This is a genomic window from Sphingopyxis sp. BE235, from assembly GCF_031457175.1.
Taxonomy (GTDB): domain Bacteria; phylum Pseudomonadota; class Alphaproteobacteria; order Sphingomonadales; family Sphingomonadaceae; genus Sphingopyxis.
This window is the reverse complement of the sequence record NZ_JAVDWC010000004.1, coordinates 407349-425496: the sequence shown is the minus strand read 5'-3', so window position 1 is coordinate 425496 and position 18148 is coordinate 407349. Positions and strand designations below refer to the sequence as shown.

Genomic DNA, 18148 nt, shown 5'->3' with positions numbered 1-18148 from the left:
CGTTCGGGTGGACGGGTTGTATCAGTGGTCATGGCTGGCCCCCGATTTCTCGATGTCGGCGCGGATCAGGAAGGCGCCGTCGGTGACATAGACCTCGCCGGGCGCGAGCCCGCCGAGTATTTCGGTCCATTCGGGCGTGCGGCGTCCGATTTCGAGCATCCGCACCTCATAGGTGTTGCCGACCTTGGCAAAGACGACCTCGAAGTCGCGGAAGCGCTGGATCGCCTTGGTCCGCACCGCGATCGGCGCATTGGTCTCAGCGACAGCGAAGCTGCCCTCGACCCCCATACCCGGCCGGAACTCACGTGCGGCGGCCGGAGGCAGATGGACATGCGCGAGCATCGTCTGGCTCGCGACGTCTGCGGTCGGCAGCACCGCCTCGACCTCGGCCTGGAAGCGCGCTTCGCCAGACAGGCTCCTGAGGCTTACCGGCTGTCCGACACGCACGCGCTCGGCATCGCGCGGATAGACGAAGAATTCCGCATGAAGCTTGGTCGGATCGGCGATGACGAACAGCGCCCGGTCGCCGGTCGTATCGCCGACATTGACATTCTTCTCGACGATCGTGCCGCTGATCGGGGCGGTCACCGTATAGACCTGGAGCGAATGGCTCGACTCCACCCGAGCGAGCACCTGGCCGCGCCGGACCTGCTGTCCGAGCTTGCCGTTAAGCGAAACGATCAGCCCCGGAAGCCGGGCGCGAACGTCGGCTTTGCCCTCGGGCGTGATCTCGATCCGCCCGCCCATGTCGATGAGCTCGCTGACGGTCGCGGGACCGGCAGCCTCGGTCTTGATTCCGCCAGCCTTCGCGACCGCGGCGTCGATGACCGTGCGGCCTTCATAGGATGGGTAGGACCATTTATGATTGCGGCCGCCTTCCGACGCGGCAACGCGGACGTCGAAGCTGTGCGGTTCGGTGACGATGCCGCTGCCGCGCAGGAAATCTTCTTGCGGAGCGAAGCTGAAGCGGTCGATCTTGCCGCCGAGGCGGCCGAGTTCGATCGTCAGCTTGACCTCGGACGGCTTGACCGGCTTGTCACCCCGGTAAGCATAGACGCGGAACTCGGGATCGACGCCATCTTCGAAAATGGTGATTTCCAGCGCGAAATCGCCGTCGCGCAGCATCCGGCCGCGATGCGGGCCGCGTTCATATTCGCCGGCGGGCGCCGCCGCCTCTTCGCCGCCCTTCGTTTCGGTGGCGCCATTTCCGCATGCGGTGAGCAGGGTGAGGGCGATGACCGCCGCCGCCCCGGACAAATATTTGGTCATCGAACATTCTCCATATTGGCGAGCAGCGGGGCGTGGCGGCCGGTCAACCGGTCAAGCCGCACCCCCAGAAGGTGAAAGCGCCGCAGCAGGTCGACGCGGCGCGAGCGCGCGTCATTGACCGCGGCCTGAGCTTGCGAGAATTCGAGGAAGGTGAAGGCGGTGCCGCCGCGCGCGAGGCCGTCCTGGATCAGCCGGACCGCGCGGCTGGCACTTGGCAGCACCTCGGCATCGATCCGTTTGATCTCGGCCGCGATGAGGCCGCGGTCGGCGACGAGCCTGTCGATCTCGCGATCGACCTCGACGCGCGCCACGGCGATATCCGCCTCGATCGCGCGCTGCTCGGCTTGCGCCCGAACGACATTGCCTCGGTTGGCGCTCTTGGCCCCCAGCGGGATCGAGCCTCCGACCATCACGGCAAAGTCGTTGCCTTGGCCGAAGTGGCGAAGCCCGACGCGGCCGCTCGGATCGGCGATATTGCCGGTCTCGGCGAGCCTGACCTTCGCTTCAGCCGCCGCGCGTTCCGCTGTGAGCATCGCGACCTCGGCGGACTCTCCGGCCGTCGGCACGGTGACATCGAGCGCCTGGAATATCGCCGGATCGAGCTTGAAGTCGCTGCTCCCACCCCACCATGTGGCAAGATTCGTCCGCGCGATGCGCGCGGCTTCGCGCGCCTGTTCGAGTGCGATCTCGGCCTGCGCGACGTTGGTCCGCGCGCGCTCGGCTGCGAACCAGGGATCGAGCGCGCCGGTGACGCGCTTTACGACGTCGAGTTCGACACGCTGGAGGTCGGCGAGCCGCGTCTCGGCGACGGGGATCGCCGCTTCGGCGGCAAGGGCATCGACCCACGCTGCCTGAACCCGCGCGAGGCGATCGAGCAGGCGGACGCGGTTCTGTGCGCCGACCACGGCGACATCGGCGCGCGCGGCGCCGATGCGCGCCTCGCGCTTGCCGCCGCGCTCCCAGGTTCGCTCGTACCAGCCGGTGGTCTGTGACCGGTTCAGCGGCGAATAGGAACCGGTGCCCGCGAAATCCTCGAAGTCTGCGCCAACGACATCGCGCGGCCGGACGTCGGCCTGCAAGACGGCCGCATCCGCGGCTTCGAGACGCGCGGCGCTGGCGGCGATGGCGGGATCGCGTGTCGCGACCCGCGACAGCGCCTCGTCGAGACTTAGATTTTGCGCCCATGCGGGCTGCGCGGCGGCAGCCAGCAGGACACCTCCGCAGAACATGGCTCTGCGGACGGCACGCGCGCCGGTGCGCGCTCGAGATTTTGAAAACATGTGATGGCAGCCTCGCTGAAAGGCGTGGAAACATCCCACGCCTTGTCAGACGGCGCGGGAACTCAGGCGTTCAGCGAGGCGGTTCTGGGCGGGCGTTCGGGTCCGATGGATCGCAGGCCGGCAACATGCCGGTCCTTTTCTGCCACCTGCAAACGGGAAGACGATAGAATCGTCGGGGCCGTTGCCGCATCGGGAACGAGCAGATTCGGACCATTATCGCCATGATGATGATGGCCGCCCGAGGCCGGGTCGCCCGGTTCTTCGTCGCCATCGGGCGCACCGTCATGATGAACGGCATGGTGATCGACACTGTCATGAATGACATCGACGGAGACGTCGGCGGCGTCCTTATGATCGTGCGCCATCATGAAGGACGGCGCATGCTGAAGTTGATTCGCTGCCTTGGCAGGGATCGTGGCCGCATAGAGCGCCATGAGCAAAGCGCAGAGTGACAGGATAAGACGGTCCGGCAGAGAGGAACGCGGCTTCGGCATGCGCCCGCGTGTAACTGCGCGCCTCAGCGTTGACAAGCGAAGCGCCAGGGATCGCTTCCTTCGACTGTCCTGCAGACGACCTCATGCGCTGTGCCGGGGTTGATGCACCCCGATCGTGAGATGGGCGATCCCGCTGATATGGATCAGTTCGCGCCGAAGATCGGCTGAATCGATCGCCCCCTCGACTTCGACAATCGCCGCATTGGCCTCCGGCCCCACACGCCACACATGAAGGTCCGTGAGACGAACGTCTCCGAATTTTCCGACCCGGTCGCGGATCGCCTTGTCCATTCGCTCATTGGTTCGATCGAGCAGAACGGCGGCCGTGTCGCGCATCAAGGACCAGGACCAGCGTGCGATCACGACCGCGCCGACGATCCCCATCGCAGGGTCCATCCAATGGAGGCCAAGATACCGCCCTGCGAGAAGAGCCGCGATCGCGAGAACCGACGTCAGTGCGTCGGCAAGGACATGCATATAGGCCGAGCGCAGATTATTGTCGTGGCCGTGGCCATGATCGTGACCGGGGTGATGATGATCGTCCTCAGGGTGCGCATGTTCGTGATGATGGTGGTGGTGATGGTGATCGGAACCTCCCATCAGCAGCAGCGCGCTCACGATGTTGACCAGGAGGCCCAGCACCGCAACCAGCGCGGCATTGCCGAAATCGACGCGCACCGGGTCGATCAATCGGGTGACGGATTCGCTCGCGATACCGAGCGCGAAAATGCCGAGGATCAGCGCCGATGCGAAGCCGGTCAGGTCGCCGACCTTTCCGGTGCCGAAGCTGAATTTGGGATTATTGCGATGTTTTTTGGCATAGCTATAGGCGGCCGCCGCAAGGCCGAGAGCACCGGCATGGGTCGCCATGTGGAAGCCATCGGCGAGAAGGGCCATCGAGCCGGTGACGTAACCGGCAATGATTTCGGCGATCATCATCACGGCCGTAAGGCCGACTACCCAGAGCGTTCGCTGGGCGTTTCGATCATGGGCTGCGCCCAGAAAGACGTGATCATGTGCCGGATATTCGGCGTTTGTCGAAGCAGTCATGCGGTCTCGCCTATTTGGAATAACGACGGATGACGGCAAGCAGGTCGTCTGCGCCCGCCGCGCGCTCCTCATGGGAAAGCCCATCCGCAGCAACGTGCGCGGTGAGGTGCTGGGCGATGATTTCGTCCAGCAGCCCATTCACCGCGCCGCGAACAGCGGCGACGCGATGAAGAACCGTCGCGCATGGCGCGTCGGATACCAGCGCCTTCTCGACAGAGGTCACTTGTCCGGCGATGCGCCTGACTCTCGCGACAAGCTCGGTATTATCTTTCAGATGGCCCATAGCATAGCGGGGTAGGGTATAATTGCACCGAGGACAAGATGTCAGTTTGGATGGGCTGAGACAAAGGCCAGAACCTGGCCGGATGTGGTATCGTTCGAGGTCAGGCTCCGGACTGAGCCTTATCGCCGCTGGAAATAGACACGCTCCGCCGCCATGTCGGCGATCGCATCGAAGCCCGCTTCGCGCCAAGCCCGTCGGTGGGGAGGCTCGGCCTGCTCGGTCATGCACCACCATTGCGGGTCGGCCGCAGCGCGCGGCAACAAGCCGCGGACGATGCTCTCGATCTGGGCAAAGCTCAGTTCGACACCAGGGGCGTCGTTGCGGACTTTCCACCTTCGCAAAAAGGCCCCAAGCGCATCATATTTGCCCATGGCGGCATCCCCAATCCCGGCAACAATGGGTCAGGACAAGCTCTGACCCCTTAAACGCGCCTGCCGCTTTCAAGGCGCTACCGACCTGGCAGCGGATCGTCGTCGCGGAAAGACAGGTGGCGCGCGGTGCCACAAGTGCCTTTGTCCAATAGCCGATGAATGACGGCGGCAGCAAGTCTCCCCGGTCGATCGTCCACCCCTCTAGGGCGCTTTTCTGTGGGCCTCGGATCGCCTCCGGCCGTCAACCCCATTCGGGGTTCCCCGTCACGATGTTCCGGTGACGGCGGCTCCCGGCCCCTCGTGCAAGCGCCATCGGGATGGTCCCGATCAATCCAGGAGACTTTATCATGGCCACCATCGCAAATCTCACCGTCAAGGCGGACGGCAGCTTCGAAGGCTCGCTCGCCACCCTCAACGTCACCGCGCCGATCGCGATCGTCCCGAATGGTCGCAAAGCCAAGGACAGCGAACCCGATTACCGCATCGTCAGCCGCAAGAACGGCTTCGAGCTCGGTGCCGGCTGGAAACGCTTCTCGCAGAACACCGGCGCCGAATATGTGTCGGTATCGCTTTCGGCACCCGAGTTCGGCACCATCTACGGCAATATCGCCAATGCGCCGGGCGACGATCCGATGAAGAAGGTCATCATCTGGAACCCGCCGTCGTGATAGCCCGTACCGGCCCCGCTTTCGAGCGGGGCCGGTCGGCTTTGCACCGGCGCATCTTGTGCGCAGGGATCTCAGTCAGTTCGGCGCGGCTGCAAAACCCTCGAAGGCGAACGGGTTGAGGAACTGCCGCCGCCACAGGAACGCGCGCTCGGCGCCGCCGAGCGCTGCTTCGTCGCACACCGCATCCCAATGGGCCTCGATCGCGGCCTGCTGACCCGCGATGATGGCGCGCGCGCGCGCATCGTCGAGGTGAAAGACGGGTGCGGCCTCGAGACACAGCGACAATTGGCTGAACCGCCGGTTGCCGAGGATGAGCATCGCCTGCGTCGCCTCGCCGCCTGTGCGGCCTTGCGGGCAGATGTCATAGGCCGGCGTAAGCTCCAGCGTCCCGCCGTCCCAGAAGGCGGCATGGTTGCGCGCATGATCGTCGGTGTTTCCGCAAAGAATGTTGAATATGATGCGCGCATAAAGTTCGGCGAGCGTCGCGGCGGGATCGACGAACCGGTGACGTATCACAGTCGCGAGATCCTCATAGCTTGCATAACGCGCCTCGGTCTCGTCGAGGGCAAGGAGGGTGAGCGCCGACACCACGCCGCGCCGGGTCCAATCGTCCTCCTTTGGCGCGCGGTCGAAGCGCTCGACGAGCAACACATCCTTGCCGAGCGCGCGCGCAAGCTTGACCGGTGCGACATCGAGGCCCGCGCGCGCGGCGAGGCGCATCGCGACATATTCGGCTTTCACGACATTATAGATGTCGGCGGCGGCCGAAAATTTGGCGATATATTTTCGCGCGCCATCGTCGATCAGCGCCTTGGGGCGCGCGCCGCCAAGCGATGTGCCATGTTGCAGCGCTTGGTCGAGTTCGGGCGTGAGCGGCACGCCTTGCTCGACGCGCTCGGCCGACTCCATCAGTTCGGCGAGCGTCGCATTCTGCCGCTGGCGCGGTACATAATCGGTGGCCGACGCCTGGAAATCGAGCATGCCGATCCGGTCGGAGCCGGATTCGAGGAGATAGATCAACTCGTCCAGCTCGGCTGGAGCGAGCTCGCCTTCGTCGCGCCCGCCGATCCGGTTGATGATAACGCGGCGGCCCCACGCGTCGGGCGATCCGTCGCGGATCGCGCTTGGCAACTGCATCTTGCTCGCCGCCTCGATCAGGCCGGCGCGCAGCGGCAATTCGGGCGCGTAGATCGCGATGGCGTCCGCGCGGGCCAGATAGCTTTGGCCATAGTTGAAGGTGAGCCGGCTATCGCTCGCGCGCGCGAGCCTGCCCGCGACGACCGGCTCGGTTGCCCCGGGCAGCCATATCCAGACGAAGGCTTCGCCGGCAGACGCGACGTCAGAAGTCATCCTTCACCTCGGATCGCGGCTTGTGAACGGCCTTGGGAAGCAGGCGCAGCTTCGTTTCCTGCTCGGCGAGATGCCCGGCGAGACGGTCCCGGTCGCTGTCGAACAGCGCGACCCCGACGATCGCTGCCGCCTCGAAGACGGGGCCGATGGCGCAGCGCGGGTCGCCCTGCTCGATGCGGCGCATCATGTCGCGCGACACGCCGCTGCGCGTCGCGAGGTCTTCAACGCTCAGCCGCCGTTCGATCCGCCGGGCGCGAATGAGGCCGCCCAGCAGGCGCACAGCCTCGCGGGTGTAGCGCGAATAGCTGCGCGGGATTCTCTTGATTGTCTCGTCGGCCATCGACCATCCTTTCGGCTTTCTAGGCTGCAATCGCCGCAAAAGTCAAGATAATGGCTTACACATAAGCCTTAATTGTAATTATGACGTTTGTGTAAGTCATATTGCCGGAAATTCCGCATGGGTTCTCAGCTGCGGCACGGCGCTGCCCGAGGGTGCGGGCCATTCCCGCTCGAATGCCGCTGATCCCTGGGTGCGAGGCCAGGCCTCCTTCAATCAACCCGTAAAGGGTCCGCTACGCTCCGCGTGCGGCCGCAGCTTCGCTCGCGGTGATTGCGGCCTGCCCCCGACCGGCGGGGCGACTGTCGAGCGGGAATGGCCCGCTCCCAACGACAGGAGCTTGACCCATGCCGCTTTCCACTGCCCAATCGCTCGGCTGGAACCTTGCCCGCACGATGATGACCATCATCGTCCTCATCGAAACCGTCAAAGGCTATTCGGTGATGCCGCTCGACGAGTTCGACGGCGATCCCGACACGATCGTGTGCGAATATGACCCCTTCGGCCGCTGATCGCGTCCATCCCGGTCCGGGGCAGCGCCGCTCGCGGCACTGTCCTGGCCCGATTGCTGTGGAGACAGGCGGGCATATCACGCCGTCGAGGTCGTGGTCGGCGCGCCCGGCGGGGCGACGCCCATGACGCTGATGATCATCCTCGGCGGTATCGCCGCGCTCTATCTGATCGGGCTGCTGTTCCGGTTGGCGTCCTTGGCCTTGCCCGTCTGCCTCGGCCTTTGCGCCTTCCACCTCCTTCGCGATCAAGGATATGGATGGGGCGCAGCACTTGCGATGGGACTGCTTACCGGCATCGGGCTCCATCTGACAGGGCGGTGGCTGTTTTCTCGAACGACCTCGGCAAATATCCGGCTCCTGATCGGATTGCTTTTCATGGCTCCGGCGGGCGCTGCGGGCCTGGGAGCGGGAACGGCGCTGGCGGGCCTTCTCGGTATCGACGGCGGTTGGCGAACTTGTCTCGCGATTCTTGTCGGGGTCGCGGCGGCCTCTGCGAGTTGGCGGTCGCTGGCGGCAGACCGGTCGTCAATCGGCGCGATGCGAGACGAGCCGACCGTTCGATAGCGCGATATCCGGACCCGCCGGTGTTTCTTCGTCGCGGACGGCCTGGCCATTCTGCGCTTCCCGGTCGCTGGCCACGCCAGCACGGCCTCCCGGAATGCGCCATCTGTCAGCAAGCCGCTGCGCTGCTCCGGAACGCCGCAACGGCCATGACCGACTTTCTTCCCCCGGCGTGCCGCCGTTCCTCGCGAGACAAGAAAGACGGCCCGTGTCCGTCCTCCGCTGCGCTGCGGGCCTGGCGGCTGCGGCACCGGCCCCTTGCTGACCATCGATGCGCATCGAGGCCGCGCTGGTGCGGCCCGAGCCCAAGGAAAGGATAAGCATCATGGCCAGGATCGGCACGTTCAAGAAGGTTTCCGGCGAGTATCGGGGACAGATCGTCACTCTCTCGGTGCAAGCGAAATTGGTTCGCATCGTTCCGGAAGACAATCCGAGCGGCAACGCCCCCAGCCACCGCGTCTTCATCGGCGAGGCCGAAGTCGGCGCCGCCTGGGAAAAGAAGTCGCAGGACAAGCGCCCCTATCTGTCGGTCAAGCTCGACGATCCGACATTTGCCGCCCCCATCTTCGCCCAGCTCTTCGCCGGCGAAGGCGAGGAACATGATCTGGTCTGGAACCGCCAGGCCCGCCGCGGCGATTGAGCCCCCCTATCCCGCCCGGCAGCAGCCGGGCGGGATACCCATTTCTGGGGATCGGCCTTCCGCGATGTTGGAATAGGCCGATATCCTCCGATCGCGATGCTGCCGTCATCCCAATGGAGGTGACGGTGGCAGGCACGGCCGGATTACAGGTGACGCAGCGGGCGCTGCTCGATTTTCCGGGCTTCGCGCAGGAATTTCTGCGCCGCAACCCTGCTTATGTCCGCGACTATGACTGCGTTATGACCGGCGGGCGCCGCGGCGATATTGCCGCGCGGGAGGCGATGGCCCGGCGTTGGGGTCTTTGCTTTCCCATGTCCGCCGTTCCGCTCGGCGCGCGAAAGTCCTGCGCTCTGGTCGGCGGCGATCTGCGGTTACACCAACATCCTCGACGTGGCGCCGCCGGGATGCCCGGCGGCTGACGCCTTTGCGGTTCCGCCGTCCCATCTTGTCGTCGCCGATCGCCGCCTGGAAGATGGCCGGCACTTCGTCTTCGCCGACGACCGGGCCTGGCACCGCCTGTGGCTCCGCACCGACAGGCCCGGCGTCCCGCTTGCGAACCTGATCCTGCGCGATTCGTTGGTCGGCCTGCGCCACGAGGCGGCTGTGCGGTTCGATCGGTGGCTCGGCGATGGGCCCGGCCCGCCGCCTGCCGGCTTCTTGCCGACCGCCTATCAGGCGCGCCGCCTCGGCATGATGCTCGCCATTCTCGATCTCCTCCAGGAACCGGGCGGCGCCGGCGTCACCTCTCATGATGTCGCGCGCCTCATCATCTATCCACGCCTGTCGGTCGGCCGCGGCGCCGAATGGAAGTCCTCGTCCGAACGAAGGCGAACGCAGCGGTTGATCGAGGAAGCACGCGGTCTGATGCAGGGCGGTTATCGGGCGCTGCTCGCCGGCCCTGCGGGGCGACAAAAATTGCCCTGAATTTTAGCCGCTCCGGCTCTCGCTCATCTTCGCGCCACCACGCTCCACGACCCGCCGCACCGGCTTTTTTCGGCCCGGCGGCTGGAAGGAGCACGCGAATGAATCCCCCCTTGCCCGCCCTTGGCCCGCGCTATCTCAGAACGCCCGATGCCGCCCTGCATCTCGGACTTTCGGCCCGCACCCTCGAGAAGCATCGCTGCTACGGGACCGGGCCCGCCTATCGCAAGCTTGGCGGACGCGTCGTCTATGGGATCGAGGATCTCGACGCCTGGGCCGAGATCGGCCGGCGCTCTTCGACCTCCGATCCGGGCAAGGGAACCGTCCATCCCGCGCGGCCGGTGCGCCGATGATGCCGCCCGATCGCATCGCGGCGGCGAGCACGGCAGCGGCGCAGCCGCCGCTGACCGAGGTCGAACTGACCTGGATCGAAGGCCGCACCGAGCAATGGATCCGCTTTGGCCGCGTCGCCGCCGAGCGGATCGTCAGCCGCCGCAAGCGCATCGTCATGTTTCGTCCGGGAGCGACCTTCGCCTATCTGCGCTGGTCCTCGAACGACTTCGGCACCATCCACTCGAGTATCCAGATCGTCACCGCGGTCGCTGTCGGCGAGCCTCATACGGCGCTGCCGTTCGTCCGGCCCGGCGGCGAAATTCTGCTGCACATCGAGAGCTGGCCGAAGGTTTCGCGGGTGCTCGAAGCGGTCGATGCAGTCGAGGCCGCCGGGGTCGATCCGTGCGACGCATCGCCCGATCACTGGCGTCATGTCGCCGACCGTCTCGCAGCCGGGATGCCCTTTCGTCCCTATAGCGCCGCGCGCCATGCGGCATGGCTACGCCGCCGGGCGATCGAATCATGAACCGCGGCTACCTCCATGTTGCCGCTACCGCTGTGACATTGCTCAGTCTCTCAGCCTGGTTCGCGCCGGCGCCGCGCCTGCTGTGGAATGCGAGCCAAAGCGCGCCGGTCGGTCTGTATCGCATCGATCCCGGCGCCGCGCCCATGGTCGGCGATTGGGTCGCGATCGAACCGCCAGCTGAGCTCGCCGCCTACATGGCGCGGCGCAAATACCTGCCTCGCGGCGTGCCGCTTATCAAGCGCGTTGCCGCGCTCCCCGGCGCGCGCCTCTGTCGCTCGGGCGTCTTCGTGACCGTCGATGGCCGGGCCGTCGCCCGCGCGCTGGCGCGCGACCGGGCCGGCCGGCCGCTGCCGGTCTGGCTCGGCTGCCGCATCGTCCGGCCCCGCGAAATCTTCCTGATCAATGCGGCGCCGGACAGTCTCGACGGGCGGTACTTCGGGCCGCTTCCGACCACCGGCCTGCTCGGACCGGCGCACCCGATCCTGACCCGCGACGCCTCGGGCGCGCCGCTGCGCTGGCGCCCTTCGGGCCGCGATCTTGCTTTTCCCCGTAGCGAAATGGAGTGATATCGATGCTCATCGGAACTTTCGAAATGTGCGGCGACGGCTATGCCGGCCGTCTGCGCACCCTCACCTGCGATGCCGCGATCACCATCGTTCGGGCGCAGCCGTCGGCGGCTGAACATGCCCCCGAATGGCGGCTGTTCCTCGGCGACGCTGCAAGCGGAATCGAAATCGGTGCGGGCTGGAACCGCACCGGCGAGCGTGCCGGAGCATTCATCGCGGTGCAGATCGACGACCCCGCCTTCGCGGTTCCGCTCCGCGCGAACTTGCTTCGCGCGTCGCACGACGAGGGCGAACATCATCTGCTCTGGTCGCGCCCGTCGGCGCGCGAGCGGAGCTAGACCATGGCATACGGGCCGCGATCGTCCTGCACCGCCATTGCGCTCGCGCTGCGCTGGGCGGCACTCGGCGGCGCACTCGGCGCGCCCTTCGGCGGCGCATCCGCTGCCGTCGCCGCGCCGGCGGTGCGCGCCGATGTCCATCCCTATGCGGCGTCGGTCGCCGAGGCGTCGCAGCGTTTCGGCATCCCCGAACGCTGGATCTGGCGCGTCATGCATGCCGAAAGCCGGGGCAACGCGCGCGCCGTTTCGCACGCCGGCGCGATGGGGCTCATGCAGATCATGCCCGCGACCTGGGCGATGCTGTCGGCGCGCCACGGACTGGGTAGCGACCCGTTCGATGTGCGCTCGAACATCCTTGCGGGTGCCGCTTATCTGCGCGCGATGTGGGATCGCTACCGCGATGTGCCGCTGATGCTCGCGGCCTATAATGCGGGACCGGGCCGCGCCGACGCCTATGCGTCCGGACGGCGCGGACTGCCTGCCGAGACGCGCGCCTATGTCGCGCGGATCGCGCCCGAGCTTGGCGCTTCCGGCATTGCTTCGCGCGCCGCCGCGCCGCCTTCGGCCGCGCCGGGCTGGCAGCGATCGACGCTCTTTGCCGCGCGGGGCGACAATGCCTCTGTCGTCGAAGATCGCGCGCCGGCCGTGTCGGACTCGAACAGTCTGCCCGATAGTCCGACGGCCGCCGCGCCAGCCACTGGCGCCGGGCGGCACCCGCTCTTCGTCCCGCTTTCCGGTCAGGACCGTCGATGATGGCCTCGCTCGCTCCGCCGCGTTCGTCTGCGCCTTGTGGGGTAAAGCCGGCAGCGAATGGCAGGGTTGGATGGGATGGAAGGGAAGTATGGCGAGATAAAAGGGCTGCCAGCCATTTGGTCGAAGGAGGGCACAAATCTGGGGAAAATTCATATGGCTCGCAATTGCTCGGCCATATGATCGCAAACATTACTCAGCAAATACAGCATCTTGTAATATGGCAGGCCCGCCGTGAGCGGTGACGACGGTGAGTTCAAGGTCCGGCCGGGAAGGGTGCGGGACCGCGGGGCCGGGGCGTCGCGGCGGGGGCGTAGCCTCGCCGGGCAGGTGCGTCGCTCGATGGCGCGCAAGGGTTTCGCGCGTCGGCCGCCGGGGTCCGGCGGCGGCACCGGGCGTCATGGCCGCGGCCGCCGCGCGCTCGCGCGGGCGCGCTTCCGTGCCGATGGCCGCCGCGTCGTCATCAAGGCGCGGATCGTCCGCCACAAGGGGCAGCGCTTCCGCTCGGCGCCGCTCGCGCGCCATATCCAGTATCTCGAACGCGACGGCGTCACTCGCGACGGGCGCGACGCATCGATGTTCGACGCGGAGGGGGACGCAGCCGACCGCGCCGGCTTCGCATCGCGCTGCGAGGACGATCGTCATCATTTCCGTTTCATCGTCAGTCCGGAAGATGCCGGGGAGATCGACGACCTCAGGCGCTTCACCCGCGACCTCATGGCCGACATGGCAAAGGATCTCGAGACGCGGCTCGACTGGATCGCGGTCGATCATTGGAACACCGACAATCCGCACATCCATATCCTCGTCCGCGGCGTCGCGGACGACGGCAAAGATCTCGTCGTCGACCGCGGCTATATGAGCGAAGGGCTGCGCTGGCGCGCCGAGGACATCGCCACGCTCGAGCTCGGGCCGCGCAGCGCGCGCGACATCGCCGATGCGCTCGCGCGCGAGGTCGACGCCGAGCGCTGGACGGGCCTCGACCGGACGCTCGAGCGGATAGCCGCCGAGGGGGCAGGCGAGATCGATCTCCGGCCGGACGGTCAGGCCGATGGGCATCTTCATCGGCAGCTGCTTGGCCGGGCGGCGAAGCTCGAGGCGCTCGGTCTTGCCGAGCAGATCGAGTCCGGCATCTGGGTCATGCGCGGCGATGCCGAAGCCGTGCTGCGTGACCTCTCGGTTCGCGGCGACATCATCAAGACCATGCACCGCGCCTTGACCCGCGATGGCGGCCGCTTCGACCCGTCGGTGCTTGCTCTCCACTGCGATGTGCCGACCGATCCGGTCATCGGCCGCCTCGTCGATCGCGGGCTTCACGACGAACTCGCCGGCAGCGCCTATGCGATTATCGACGGCGCCGACGGGCGCACGCACCATCTGCGGTTCGGTGACATGGAGATGACCGGCGACGCGCGGCCCGGCGCCATTGTCGAGCTTCGATCCTGGGCCGACGCGAAGGGGCAGATGCGGCAGTCGCTCGTGACGCGATCGGACCTGCCGCTGGGTGCGCAAGTGACCGCGCCCGGTGCGACCTGGCTCGACCGTCAACTCGTCGCCCGCGAGCCGGCGGCGAGCCATCAAGGCTTCGGACGCGAAATTCGCGATGCGATGGATGCGCGGTCGCGCCACCTCGCCGAGCAGGGACTGGCGAGCCGCCAGGGTCAGCGCGTCATTCTCGCGCAGGGTCTCATCGAGACCTTGAACGCGCGCGACCTCGACGCGGCGTTCCGCTCGATCGCCGAGCGCACCGGCCTCGCGCACAGGCCCTCGGGAGCCGATGACCATGTAAGCGGCATCTACCGCGAACGCGTCACTTTGTCTTCGGGCCGTTTCGCGATGATCGACGACGGGCTCGGTTTCCAGCTCGTTCCCTGGCGCCCGGCGCTCGACAAGCATCTTGGCCAGCATGTCACCGGGACGATGACGCCCGGCGGCACCGTCGACTGGGCGCTCGGGCGCGGCAGGGGCATCGGGCTGTGAGGCCGGGCATCCATCATGGGAGGCGAGCGTGAACGACAGGATTCTCTGGGGCCAGATAACGGCCGTGTTTCTGATCGTCCTCCTTGCGGTCTGGGGCGCGACGCAATGGACGGCGGCGGCGCTCGCCTTCCAGCCCGAGCTCGGCGAGCCCTGGTTCCGCCTTGGCGATTATCCCGTCTATCCGCCGCCGGCCTTCTTCTGGTGGTGGTTCGCCTTCGACGCCTATGCGCCGCCGATCTTCTATAAGGGCGCGCTGATCGCCGCGTCGGGCGGGTTCGCTGCCATCATCGTGGCGATCGCCATGTCGGTATGGCGCGCCCGCGAACGGCGGAAGGCCGAGACCTATGGTTCGGCGCGATGGGCGGGCCGGCGCGAGATACGCGCTGCCGGGATGCTCGGGGGCGAAGGGGTCGTGCTCGGCCGGTTCGGTAGCGACTATCTTAGGCATGACGGCGCCGAGCATATTCTCTGCTTCGCGCCGACACGGTCGGGCAAGGGCGTGGGGCTCGTCGTGCCCACTTTGCTCACCTGGCCGGGAAGCTGCATCGTCCATGACATCAAGGGCGAGAATTGGCAGCTGACCGCGGGCTTTCGCGCGCTGCACGGCCGCGTGCTGCTCTTCGATCCGACCAATGCCAAATCCTCAGCCTATAATCCCCTGCTCGAAGTGCGCCGCGGTGAATGGGAGGTGCGCGATGTCCAGAATGTCGCCGACGTGCTCGTCGACCCCGAAGGCAGTCTCGAGAAGCGCAACCATTGGGAGAAGACGAGCCATGCGCTGCTCGTCGGCGCGATCCTGCACGTGCTATACGCCGAGGAAGACAAGTCGCTCGCCGGTGTCGCCGCCTTTCTCTCCAATCCGCGGCGACCGATCGTCTCGACGCTGCGCCGCATGCAGACGACCCGGCATCTGGGGGACAAGGGCGTGCATCCCGTCGTCGCCGCGGCCGCGCAGGAATTGCTGAACAAGTCGGACAATGAACGCTCGGGGGTGCTCTCGACCGCCATGTCCTTCCTCGGCCTCTATCGCGACCCCGTCATCGCGGCGGTGACGGGCCGCTCCGAATGGCGGATTGCCGATCTGATGGCGGGGGACCGTCCGACCTCGCTCTATCTCGTCGTGCCGCCCGGCGACATCAGCCGGACGAAGCCGCTCATTCGCCTGATCCTCAACCAGATCGGACGGCGGCTCACCGAGGATCTCAATCCCGGCGCGCGGCCGCGGCGCCTGCTCCTGATGCTCGACGAGTTTCCGGCGCTGGGCCGCCTCGATTTCTTCGAAAGCGCGCTCGCCTTCATGGCGGGATACGGGATCAAGGCCTTCCTGATCGCCCAGTCGCTCAACCAGATCGAAAAGGCCTATGGGCAGAATAATGCGATCCTCGACAATTGCCATGTCCGGGTGAGTTTCGCGACCAACGACGAGCGGACCGCCAAGCGTATTTCGGATGCGCTCGGGACTGCGACCGAAATGCGTGCAATGAAAAATTATGCCGGCCACCGCCTCTCGCCCTGGCTCGGTCATCTCATGGTCTCGCGCACCGAAACCGCCCGCGCCTTGCTCACGCCGGGCGAGGTGATGCAACTGCCGCCAGGCGAGCAGATCGTGATGGCCGCCGGGGTGCCGCCGATCCGGGCTGCGAAGGCACGCTATTATGTCGACCCCCGGTTCACGAGCCGCATTCTCGCACCGCCGACACCTGCCCGGACGTCGAAACGGGCGGACGACGACTGGACGCCGCGGCCGCAGGCGCCGGCGCCCGTCCTTCTGCTTCCCGGACCCGGGCCTGCCGGACGCCGGGCATCGCCAGCGGAGGACGGCGACCCGAAGGCGGCGGCGCCGGCCAGGGGCGCTGCGGCGGAGGAGGGGGCCAATTCGGGGATCCGGCGGGAGCCGGGCCTCGCCGATCATGAGAATGTGGCACCCGAACCTGTGCCCGAGGTCAACGAGTTCGATTTCGACCGCGGCGGCGAGGGAGGTAACGCGGCGCGCGACCGGCGCGCCATGGACCGGGCGATGCGGCGCAATGCGCGCAACGCATCGCTCGATCCGGGCGATGGAATCGACCTGTGAAAAAGCCCGCGGTCAAACGGACCTTCCGCCTCGATGCCGCGCTTTGCCGCGAGCTCGACGAACGGGCGCGCAGCCGGCGCATGACGCGAACCGATATTGTCGAAGCCGCCCTTGCATCCTTGCTCACACCCGATCAGGAGGAGCGGCTCGAGGCGGTGCTCGCCCGGCGCCTCGACCGCCTGTCGCGGCAGATCGATCGGCTCGAATGGCATATCGAGCTGTCGAACGAGACCGCCGCGCTGTTCATCCGATCCTGGCTGACGAACAATCCGCCGCTCCCCGATGCGGCGCTGCAGGCGGCGCAGGCCACCGGCAAGAAACGGTGGGAGGCGTTCGTCGATACGCTCGCGCGCCGAATGGAACTTGGGCCGAAGTTCCAGGAGGAAGTATCGCTGGGCACACAGCCCGGCACTCATTCCTCGCCGGCCGCGAAATAGGCGGTAAGCCGGTGGGCGACTTCGGGCGCCAGCTGGATGAAGTTTCGCCGTCCGTCGGCGGGATCCGACGTGCGGACCAGGAGCTCGGCGTCGCAGAGCCGCTGGACCAGCCTCAGCGCGCTGCTCATCCCCAGCCCCGAGGCGATGCCGAGGCTGCTCGTCGACACCGGCTTCGCCTCGCCTTCATGAATGAAGAGGTCGATGAGCATGTCCCACGCCGGCTCGCCGAATAATTCATCGTTGCCCAGAAGCTGTTTGCGCAGCAACCGCCGCCGCAAGGTCCGCCGCGCATTGGCGAGTGCGAGGTCGGCAATCTCTTTCTGCGTCTCGTCGCGATGCCCGTCCCCGAGGGTCAACGGCGGTCCCGGTCTTCCCCTCGGCGGAGCTTTGCCGGCGGCCAGCCTATGGTGCTCGCGCTGGGTGACGATAATATGGTCGATGAGTTCGACGTCGAGCGCCCGGCCGATGCCCCGCAGGAGGTCGGTGACGCGAATATCGCTGTCGCTCGGGGCCGGGTCACCGCTTGGATGATTATGGACCAGCAGGATAGCCGCCGCGTCCAGTTCGAGCGCGCGCCGGAAAATCGTGCGGGGATAAAGTGTCAGCTGCCGAACCGAGCCATGCTGCATTTGCTCGTCGGCGATGAGTCGGCGCGACGCGTCCAGAAACAGCACGCGAAGAATTTCCTCGGGCAGCGCCCCCATCGAGGCCTTGAGATATTCGATCAATTTCGGGCTGGAGGGTTCGATCACGCGACCGAGCAATTCGGCGCGCATGGCTTCGAGGCCGGCCTCGCGCGCGGCAAGCAGAAGGCCTATGACCGGACTCTTTTCCCCGAGGACCCGCGCGAGCGCCTCGGGTGACCGCGACCAGATGCGATCGAGACTATGGAACTCGGCAAGTAGCGTTTCGGCTACCGATTGGCTGTTCTCGGGATCGATCGACGCGACGAGATGTACCAGGACGGCTCGCTGTCGCCGCGCGCCAGGCGTCGCTGGTGCCGCCAGGTTGCGAGGATGAGGATCGGCGGAACCAGCCACGAGGTCGCGACCTGCATCGTCAGATAAGCCGCCGGATGAATCTCCACATCGAGGATCCGGCTCGTGTGCGCGAGGAGCGGTAGAATATGGAGGACCGCGACGCACATGGGCCAGAAGCGATGCGCAAAAAGCGCGAGCAGGGTGGTCGCGCTCGCACCGAACAGGTCGATCGCGAGATGCCCCATGTCCAGCGATGCGAATTCGACCGGTACGAAAGCGTGGAGCATCTTGTCCGCTCCCACCATGGTCAGCGCGATCGCGGCCATTGCGCGTTCGGGTCCGCCCCCGCGCCAGGCCGCATAGCCAAGAGCAACCAGCAAGAAAGCGAGGAAAAATGCCATGCGCACCGTCCGAACCTTTCATGCTGG

24 protein-coding genes are annotated in these 18148 nt (G+C 66.5%); 14 read left to right on the top strand and 10 right to left on the bottom strand.

The features are described from left to right. Positions 1-21 precede the first annotated feature (21 nt). From J2X38_RS18365 to J2X38_RS18340, 6 genes are all read right to left on the bottom strand, one after another. Positions 22-1269 (bottom strand): efflux RND transporter periplasmic adaptor subunit, encoded by a 1248-nt coding sequence (locus J2X38_RS18365; RefSeq protein ID WP_286748873.1) that lies wholly within the window; start codon positions 1267-1269, stop codon positions 22-24. Beyond that, the gene (locus tag J2X38_RS18360; RefSeq protein WP_310256072.1) at positions 1266-2498 is read right to left on the bottom strand and encodes a TolC family protein; all 1233 of its coding nucleotides are present in this window, start codon (positions 2496-2498) and stop codon (positions 1266-1268) included. The genes J2X38_RS18365 and J2X38_RS18360 overlap by 4 nt, the downstream gene beginning before the upstream one ends. Positions 2499-2611: 113 nt before the next feature. Next, positions 2612-3043, bottom strand: a complete 432-nt coding sequence (locus J2X38_RS18355) for a hypothetical protein (protein ID WP_137893468.1) — start codon at positions 3041-3043, stop codon at positions 2612-2614. 81 nt (positions 3044-3124) lie between these two features. Further along, positions 3125-4093 carry a CDF family Co(II)/Ni(II) efflux transporter DmeF gene (gene dmeF / locus J2X38_RS18350; protein ID WP_137893527.1) on the bottom strand — a complete coding sequence of 323 codons (969 nt, stop codon included), beginning with the start codon at positions 4091-4093 and terminating at the stop codon, positions 3125-3127. Between the two features lie 10 nt (positions 4094-4103). After that, entirely contained in the window at positions 4104-4376 is a 273-nt protein-coding gene (locus tag J2X38_RS18345) for a metal/formaldehyde-sensitive transcriptional repressor (protein ID WP_082737021.1), read from the bottom strand. 119 nt (positions 4377-4495) lie between these two features. Continuing rightward, a complete protein-coding gene (locus tag J2X38_RS18340; RefSeq protein ID WP_067179688.1) occupies positions 4496-4747 on the bottom strand; it encodes a hypothetical protein in 252 nt (83 codons plus the stop codon). 347 nt (positions 4748-5094) lie between these two features. Between J2X38_RS18340 and J2X38_RS18335 the strand changes: the two genes are divergently transcribed. Further along, positions 5095-5415, top strand: coding sequence for a DUF736 family protein (locus J2X38_RS18335; RefSeq protein WP_067179691.1), 321 nt, complete (start codon positions 5095-5097; stop codon positions 5413-5415). 75 nt (positions 5416-5490) lie between these two features. Here J2X38_RS18335 and J2X38_RS18330 read toward each other — a convergent pair whose 3' ends face one another. Together J2X38_RS18330 and J2X38_RS18325 are read right to left on the bottom strand one after the other, a co-directional pair. Then, on the bottom strand, positions 5491-6765 hold the full coding sequence (locus J2X38_RS18330) for a HipA domain-containing protein (protein ID WP_310256066.1): 1275 nt from the start codon (positions 6763-6765) through the stop codon (positions 5491-5493). Continuing rightward, entirely contained in the window at positions 6755-7105 is a 351-nt protein-coding gene (locus J2X38_RS18325) for a helix-turn-helix domain-containing protein (protein ID WP_291674662.1), read from the bottom strand. The genes J2X38_RS18330 and J2X38_RS18325 overlap by 11 nt, the downstream gene beginning before the upstream one ends. A 344-nt stretch (positions 7106-7449) precedes the next feature. On the opposite strand from J2X38_RS18325, the gene J2X38_RS18320 reads away from it, so the two are divergent. The 13 genes from J2X38_RS18320 (at position 7450) to J2X38_RS18260 (ending at position 16740) form a co-directional block, all read left to right on the top strand. After that, positions 7450-7614 carry a hypothetical protein gene (locus tag J2X38_RS18320; RefSeq protein ID WP_170935594.1) on the top strand — a complete coding sequence of 55 codons (165 nt, stop codon included), beginning with the start codon at positions 7450-7452 and terminating at the stop codon, positions 7612-7614. A gap of 123 nt (positions 7615-7737) precedes the next feature. Beyond that, positions 7738-8178, top strand: a complete 441-nt coding sequence (locus J2X38_RS18315; protein WP_291674659.1) for a hypothetical protein — start codon at positions 7738-7740, stop codon at positions 8176-8178. 322 nt (positions 8179-8500) lie between these two features. Next, a complete protein-coding gene (locus J2X38_RS18310; RefSeq protein ID WP_058818212.1) occupies positions 8501-8815 on the top strand; it encodes a DUF736 domain-containing protein in 315 nt (104 codons plus the stop codon). Between the two features lie 125 nt (positions 8816-8940). Then, positions 8941-9234, top strand: coding sequence for a transcriptional regulator domain-containing protein (locus J2X38_RS18305; RefSeq protein WP_197411994.1), 294 nt, complete (start codon positions 8941-8943; stop codon positions 9232-9234). After that, positions 9206-9739, top strand: a complete 534-nt coding sequence (locus J2X38_RS18300; RefSeq protein ID WP_231728227.1) for a DUF2285 domain-containing protein — start codon at positions 9206-9208, stop codon at positions 9737-9739. Before J2X38_RS18305 ends, J2X38_RS18300 begins: the two co-directional genes overlap by 29 nt. 98 nt (positions 9740-9837) lie before the next feature. Then, the gene (locus J2X38_RS18295; protein WP_053555711.1) at positions 9838-10089 is read left to right on the top strand and encodes an AlpA family transcriptional regulator; all 252 of its coding nucleotides are present in this window, start codon (positions 9838-9840) and stop codon (positions 10087-10089) included. After that, positions 10086-10595 (top strand): DUF2840 domain-containing protein, encoded by a 510-nt coding sequence (locus tag J2X38_RS18290; RefSeq protein ID WP_310256059.1) that lies wholly within the window; start codon positions 10086-10088, stop codon positions 10593-10595. Before J2X38_RS18295 ends, J2X38_RS18290 begins: the two co-directional genes overlap by 4 nt. After that, entirely contained in the window at positions 10592-11161 is a 570-nt protein-coding gene (locus tag J2X38_RS18285; RefSeq protein WP_058818147.1) for a S26 family signal peptidase, read from the top strand. Before J2X38_RS18290 ends, J2X38_RS18285 begins: the two co-directional genes overlap by 4 nt. A 5-nt stretch (positions 11162-11166) precedes the next feature. Further along, positions 11167-11499: a DUF736 domain-containing protein gene (locus J2X38_RS18280; RefSeq protein ID WP_058818210.1), complete on the top strand. Its 333-nt coding sequence runs from the start codon at positions 11167-11169 to the stop codon at positions 11497-11499. A gap of 3 nt (positions 11500-11502) precedes the next feature. Further along, the gene (locus J2X38_RS18275; RefSeq protein WP_082660503.1) at positions 11503-12252 is read left to right on the top strand and encodes a lytic transglycosylase domain-containing protein; all 750 of its coding nucleotides are present in this window, start codon (positions 11503-11505) and stop codon (positions 12250-12252) included. A gap of 231 nt (positions 12253-12483) precedes the next feature. Further along, on the top strand, positions 12484-14229 hold the full coding sequence (locus tag J2X38_RS18270; RefSeq protein WP_310256054.1) for a DUF3363 domain-containing protein: 1746 nt from the start codon (positions 12484-12486) through the stop codon (positions 14227-14229). A 28-nt stretch (positions 14230-14257) separates the two neighbouring features. Beyond that, positions 14258-16303, top strand: a complete 2046-nt coding sequence (locus J2X38_RS18265; protein WP_137890083.1) for a conjugal transfer protein TraG — start codon at positions 14258-14260, stop codon at positions 16301-16303. After that, positions 16300-16740 carry a ribbon-helix-helix protein, CopG family gene (locus J2X38_RS18260; protein WP_137890084.1) on the top strand — a complete coding sequence of 147 codons (441 nt, stop codon included), beginning with the start codon at positions 16300-16302 and terminating at the stop codon, positions 16738-16740. Before J2X38_RS18265 ends, J2X38_RS18260 begins: the two co-directional genes overlap by 4 nt. Here the strand turns inward: J2X38_RS18260 and J2X38_RS18255 are convergent. Beyond that, the gene (locus J2X38_RS18255; protein WP_310256110.1) at positions 16716-17516 is read right to left on the bottom strand and encodes a JAB domain-containing protein; all 801 of its coding nucleotides are present in this window, start codon (positions 17514-17516) and stop codon (positions 16716-16718) included. The two genes, J2X38_RS18260 and J2X38_RS18255, sit on opposite strands and share 25 nt — an antisense overlap. Before the next feature lie 137 nt (positions 17517-17653). Continuing rightward, positions 17654-18121, bottom strand: coding sequence for a hypothetical protein (locus tag J2X38_RS18250; RefSeq protein ID WP_310256050.1), 468 nt, complete (start codon positions 18119-18121; stop codon positions 17654-17656). Positions 18122-18148 lie beyond the last annotated feature (27 nt).

Bases quoted from the DNA above. Each gene is read 5' to 3' on its own strand.
- J2X38_RS18365 (WP_286748873.1), bottom strand. From the start codon at position 1,269: ATGACCAAATATTTGTCCGGGGCGGCGGCGGTCATCGCCCTCACCCTG.
- J2X38_RS18360 (WP_310256072.1), bottom strand. From the start codon at position 2,498: ATGTTCTGCGGAGGTGTCCTGCTGGCTGCCGCCGCGCAGCCCGCATGG.
- J2X38_RS18355 (WP_137893468.1), bottom strand. From the start codon at position 3,043: ATGCCGAAGCCGCGTTCCTCTCTGCCGGACCGTCTTATCCTGTCACTC.
- dmeF (WP_137893527.1), bottom strand. From the start codon at position 4,093: ATGACTGCTTCGACAAACGCCGAATATCCGGCACATGATCACGTCTTT.
- J2X38_RS18345 (WP_082737021.1), bottom strand. From the start codon at position 4,376: ATGGGCCATCTGAAAGATAATACCGAGCTTGTCGCGAGAGTCAGGCGC.
- J2X38_RS18340 (WP_067179688.1), bottom strand. From the start codon at position 4,747: ATGGGCAAATATGATGCGCTTGGGGCCTTTTTGCGAAGGTGGAAAGTC.
- J2X38_RS18335 (WP_067179691.1), top strand. From the start codon at position 5,095: ATGGCCACCATCGCAAATCTCACCGTCAAGGCGGACGGCAGCTTCGAA.
- J2X38_RS18330 (WP_310256066.1), bottom strand. From the start codon at position 6,765: ATGACTTCTGACGTCGCGTCTGCCGGCGAAGCCTTCGTCTGGATATGG.
- J2X38_RS18325 (WP_291674662.1), bottom strand. From the start codon at position 7,105: ATGGCCGACGAGACAATCAAGAGAATCCCGCGCAGCTATTCGCGCTAC.
- J2X38_RS18320 (WP_170935594.1), top strand. From the start codon at position 7,450: ATGCCGCTTTCCACTGCCCAATCGCTCGGCTGGAACCTTGCCCGCACG.
- J2X38_RS18315 (WP_291674659.1), top strand. From the start codon at position 7,738: ATGACGCTGATGATCATCCTCGGCGGTATCGCCGCGCTCTATCTGATC.
- J2X38_RS18310 (WP_058818212.1), top strand. From the start codon at position 8,501: ATGGCCAGGATCGGCACGTTCAAGAAGGTTTCCGGCGAGTATCGGGGA.
- J2X38_RS18295 (WP_053555711.1), top strand. From the start codon at position 9,838: ATGAATCCCCCCTTGCCCGCCCTTGGCCCGCGCTATCTCAGAACGCCC.
- J2X38_RS18290 (WP_310256059.1), top strand. From the start codon at position 10,086: ATGATGCCGCCCGATCGCATCGCGGCGGCGAGCACGGCAGCGGCGCAG.
- J2X38_RS18285 (WP_058818147.1), top strand. From the start codon at position 10,592: ATGAACCGCGGCTACCTCCATGTTGCCGCTACCGCTGTGACATTGCTC.
- J2X38_RS18280 (WP_058818210.1), top strand. From the start codon at position 11,167: ATGCTCATCGGAACTTTCGAAATGTGCGGCGACGGCTATGCCGGCCGT.
- J2X38_RS18275 (WP_082660503.1), top strand. From the start codon at position 11,503: ATGGCATACGGGCCGCGATCGTCCTGCACCGCCATTGCGCTCGCGCTG.
- J2X38_RS18255 (WP_310256110.1), bottom strand. From the start codon at position 17,516: ATGCGCGCCGAATTGCTCGGTCGCGTGATCGAACCCTCCAGCCCGAAA.
- J2X38_RS18250 (WP_310256050.1), bottom strand. From the start codon at position 18,121: ATGGCATTTTTCCTCGCTTTCTTGCTGGTTGCTCTTGGCTATGCGGCC.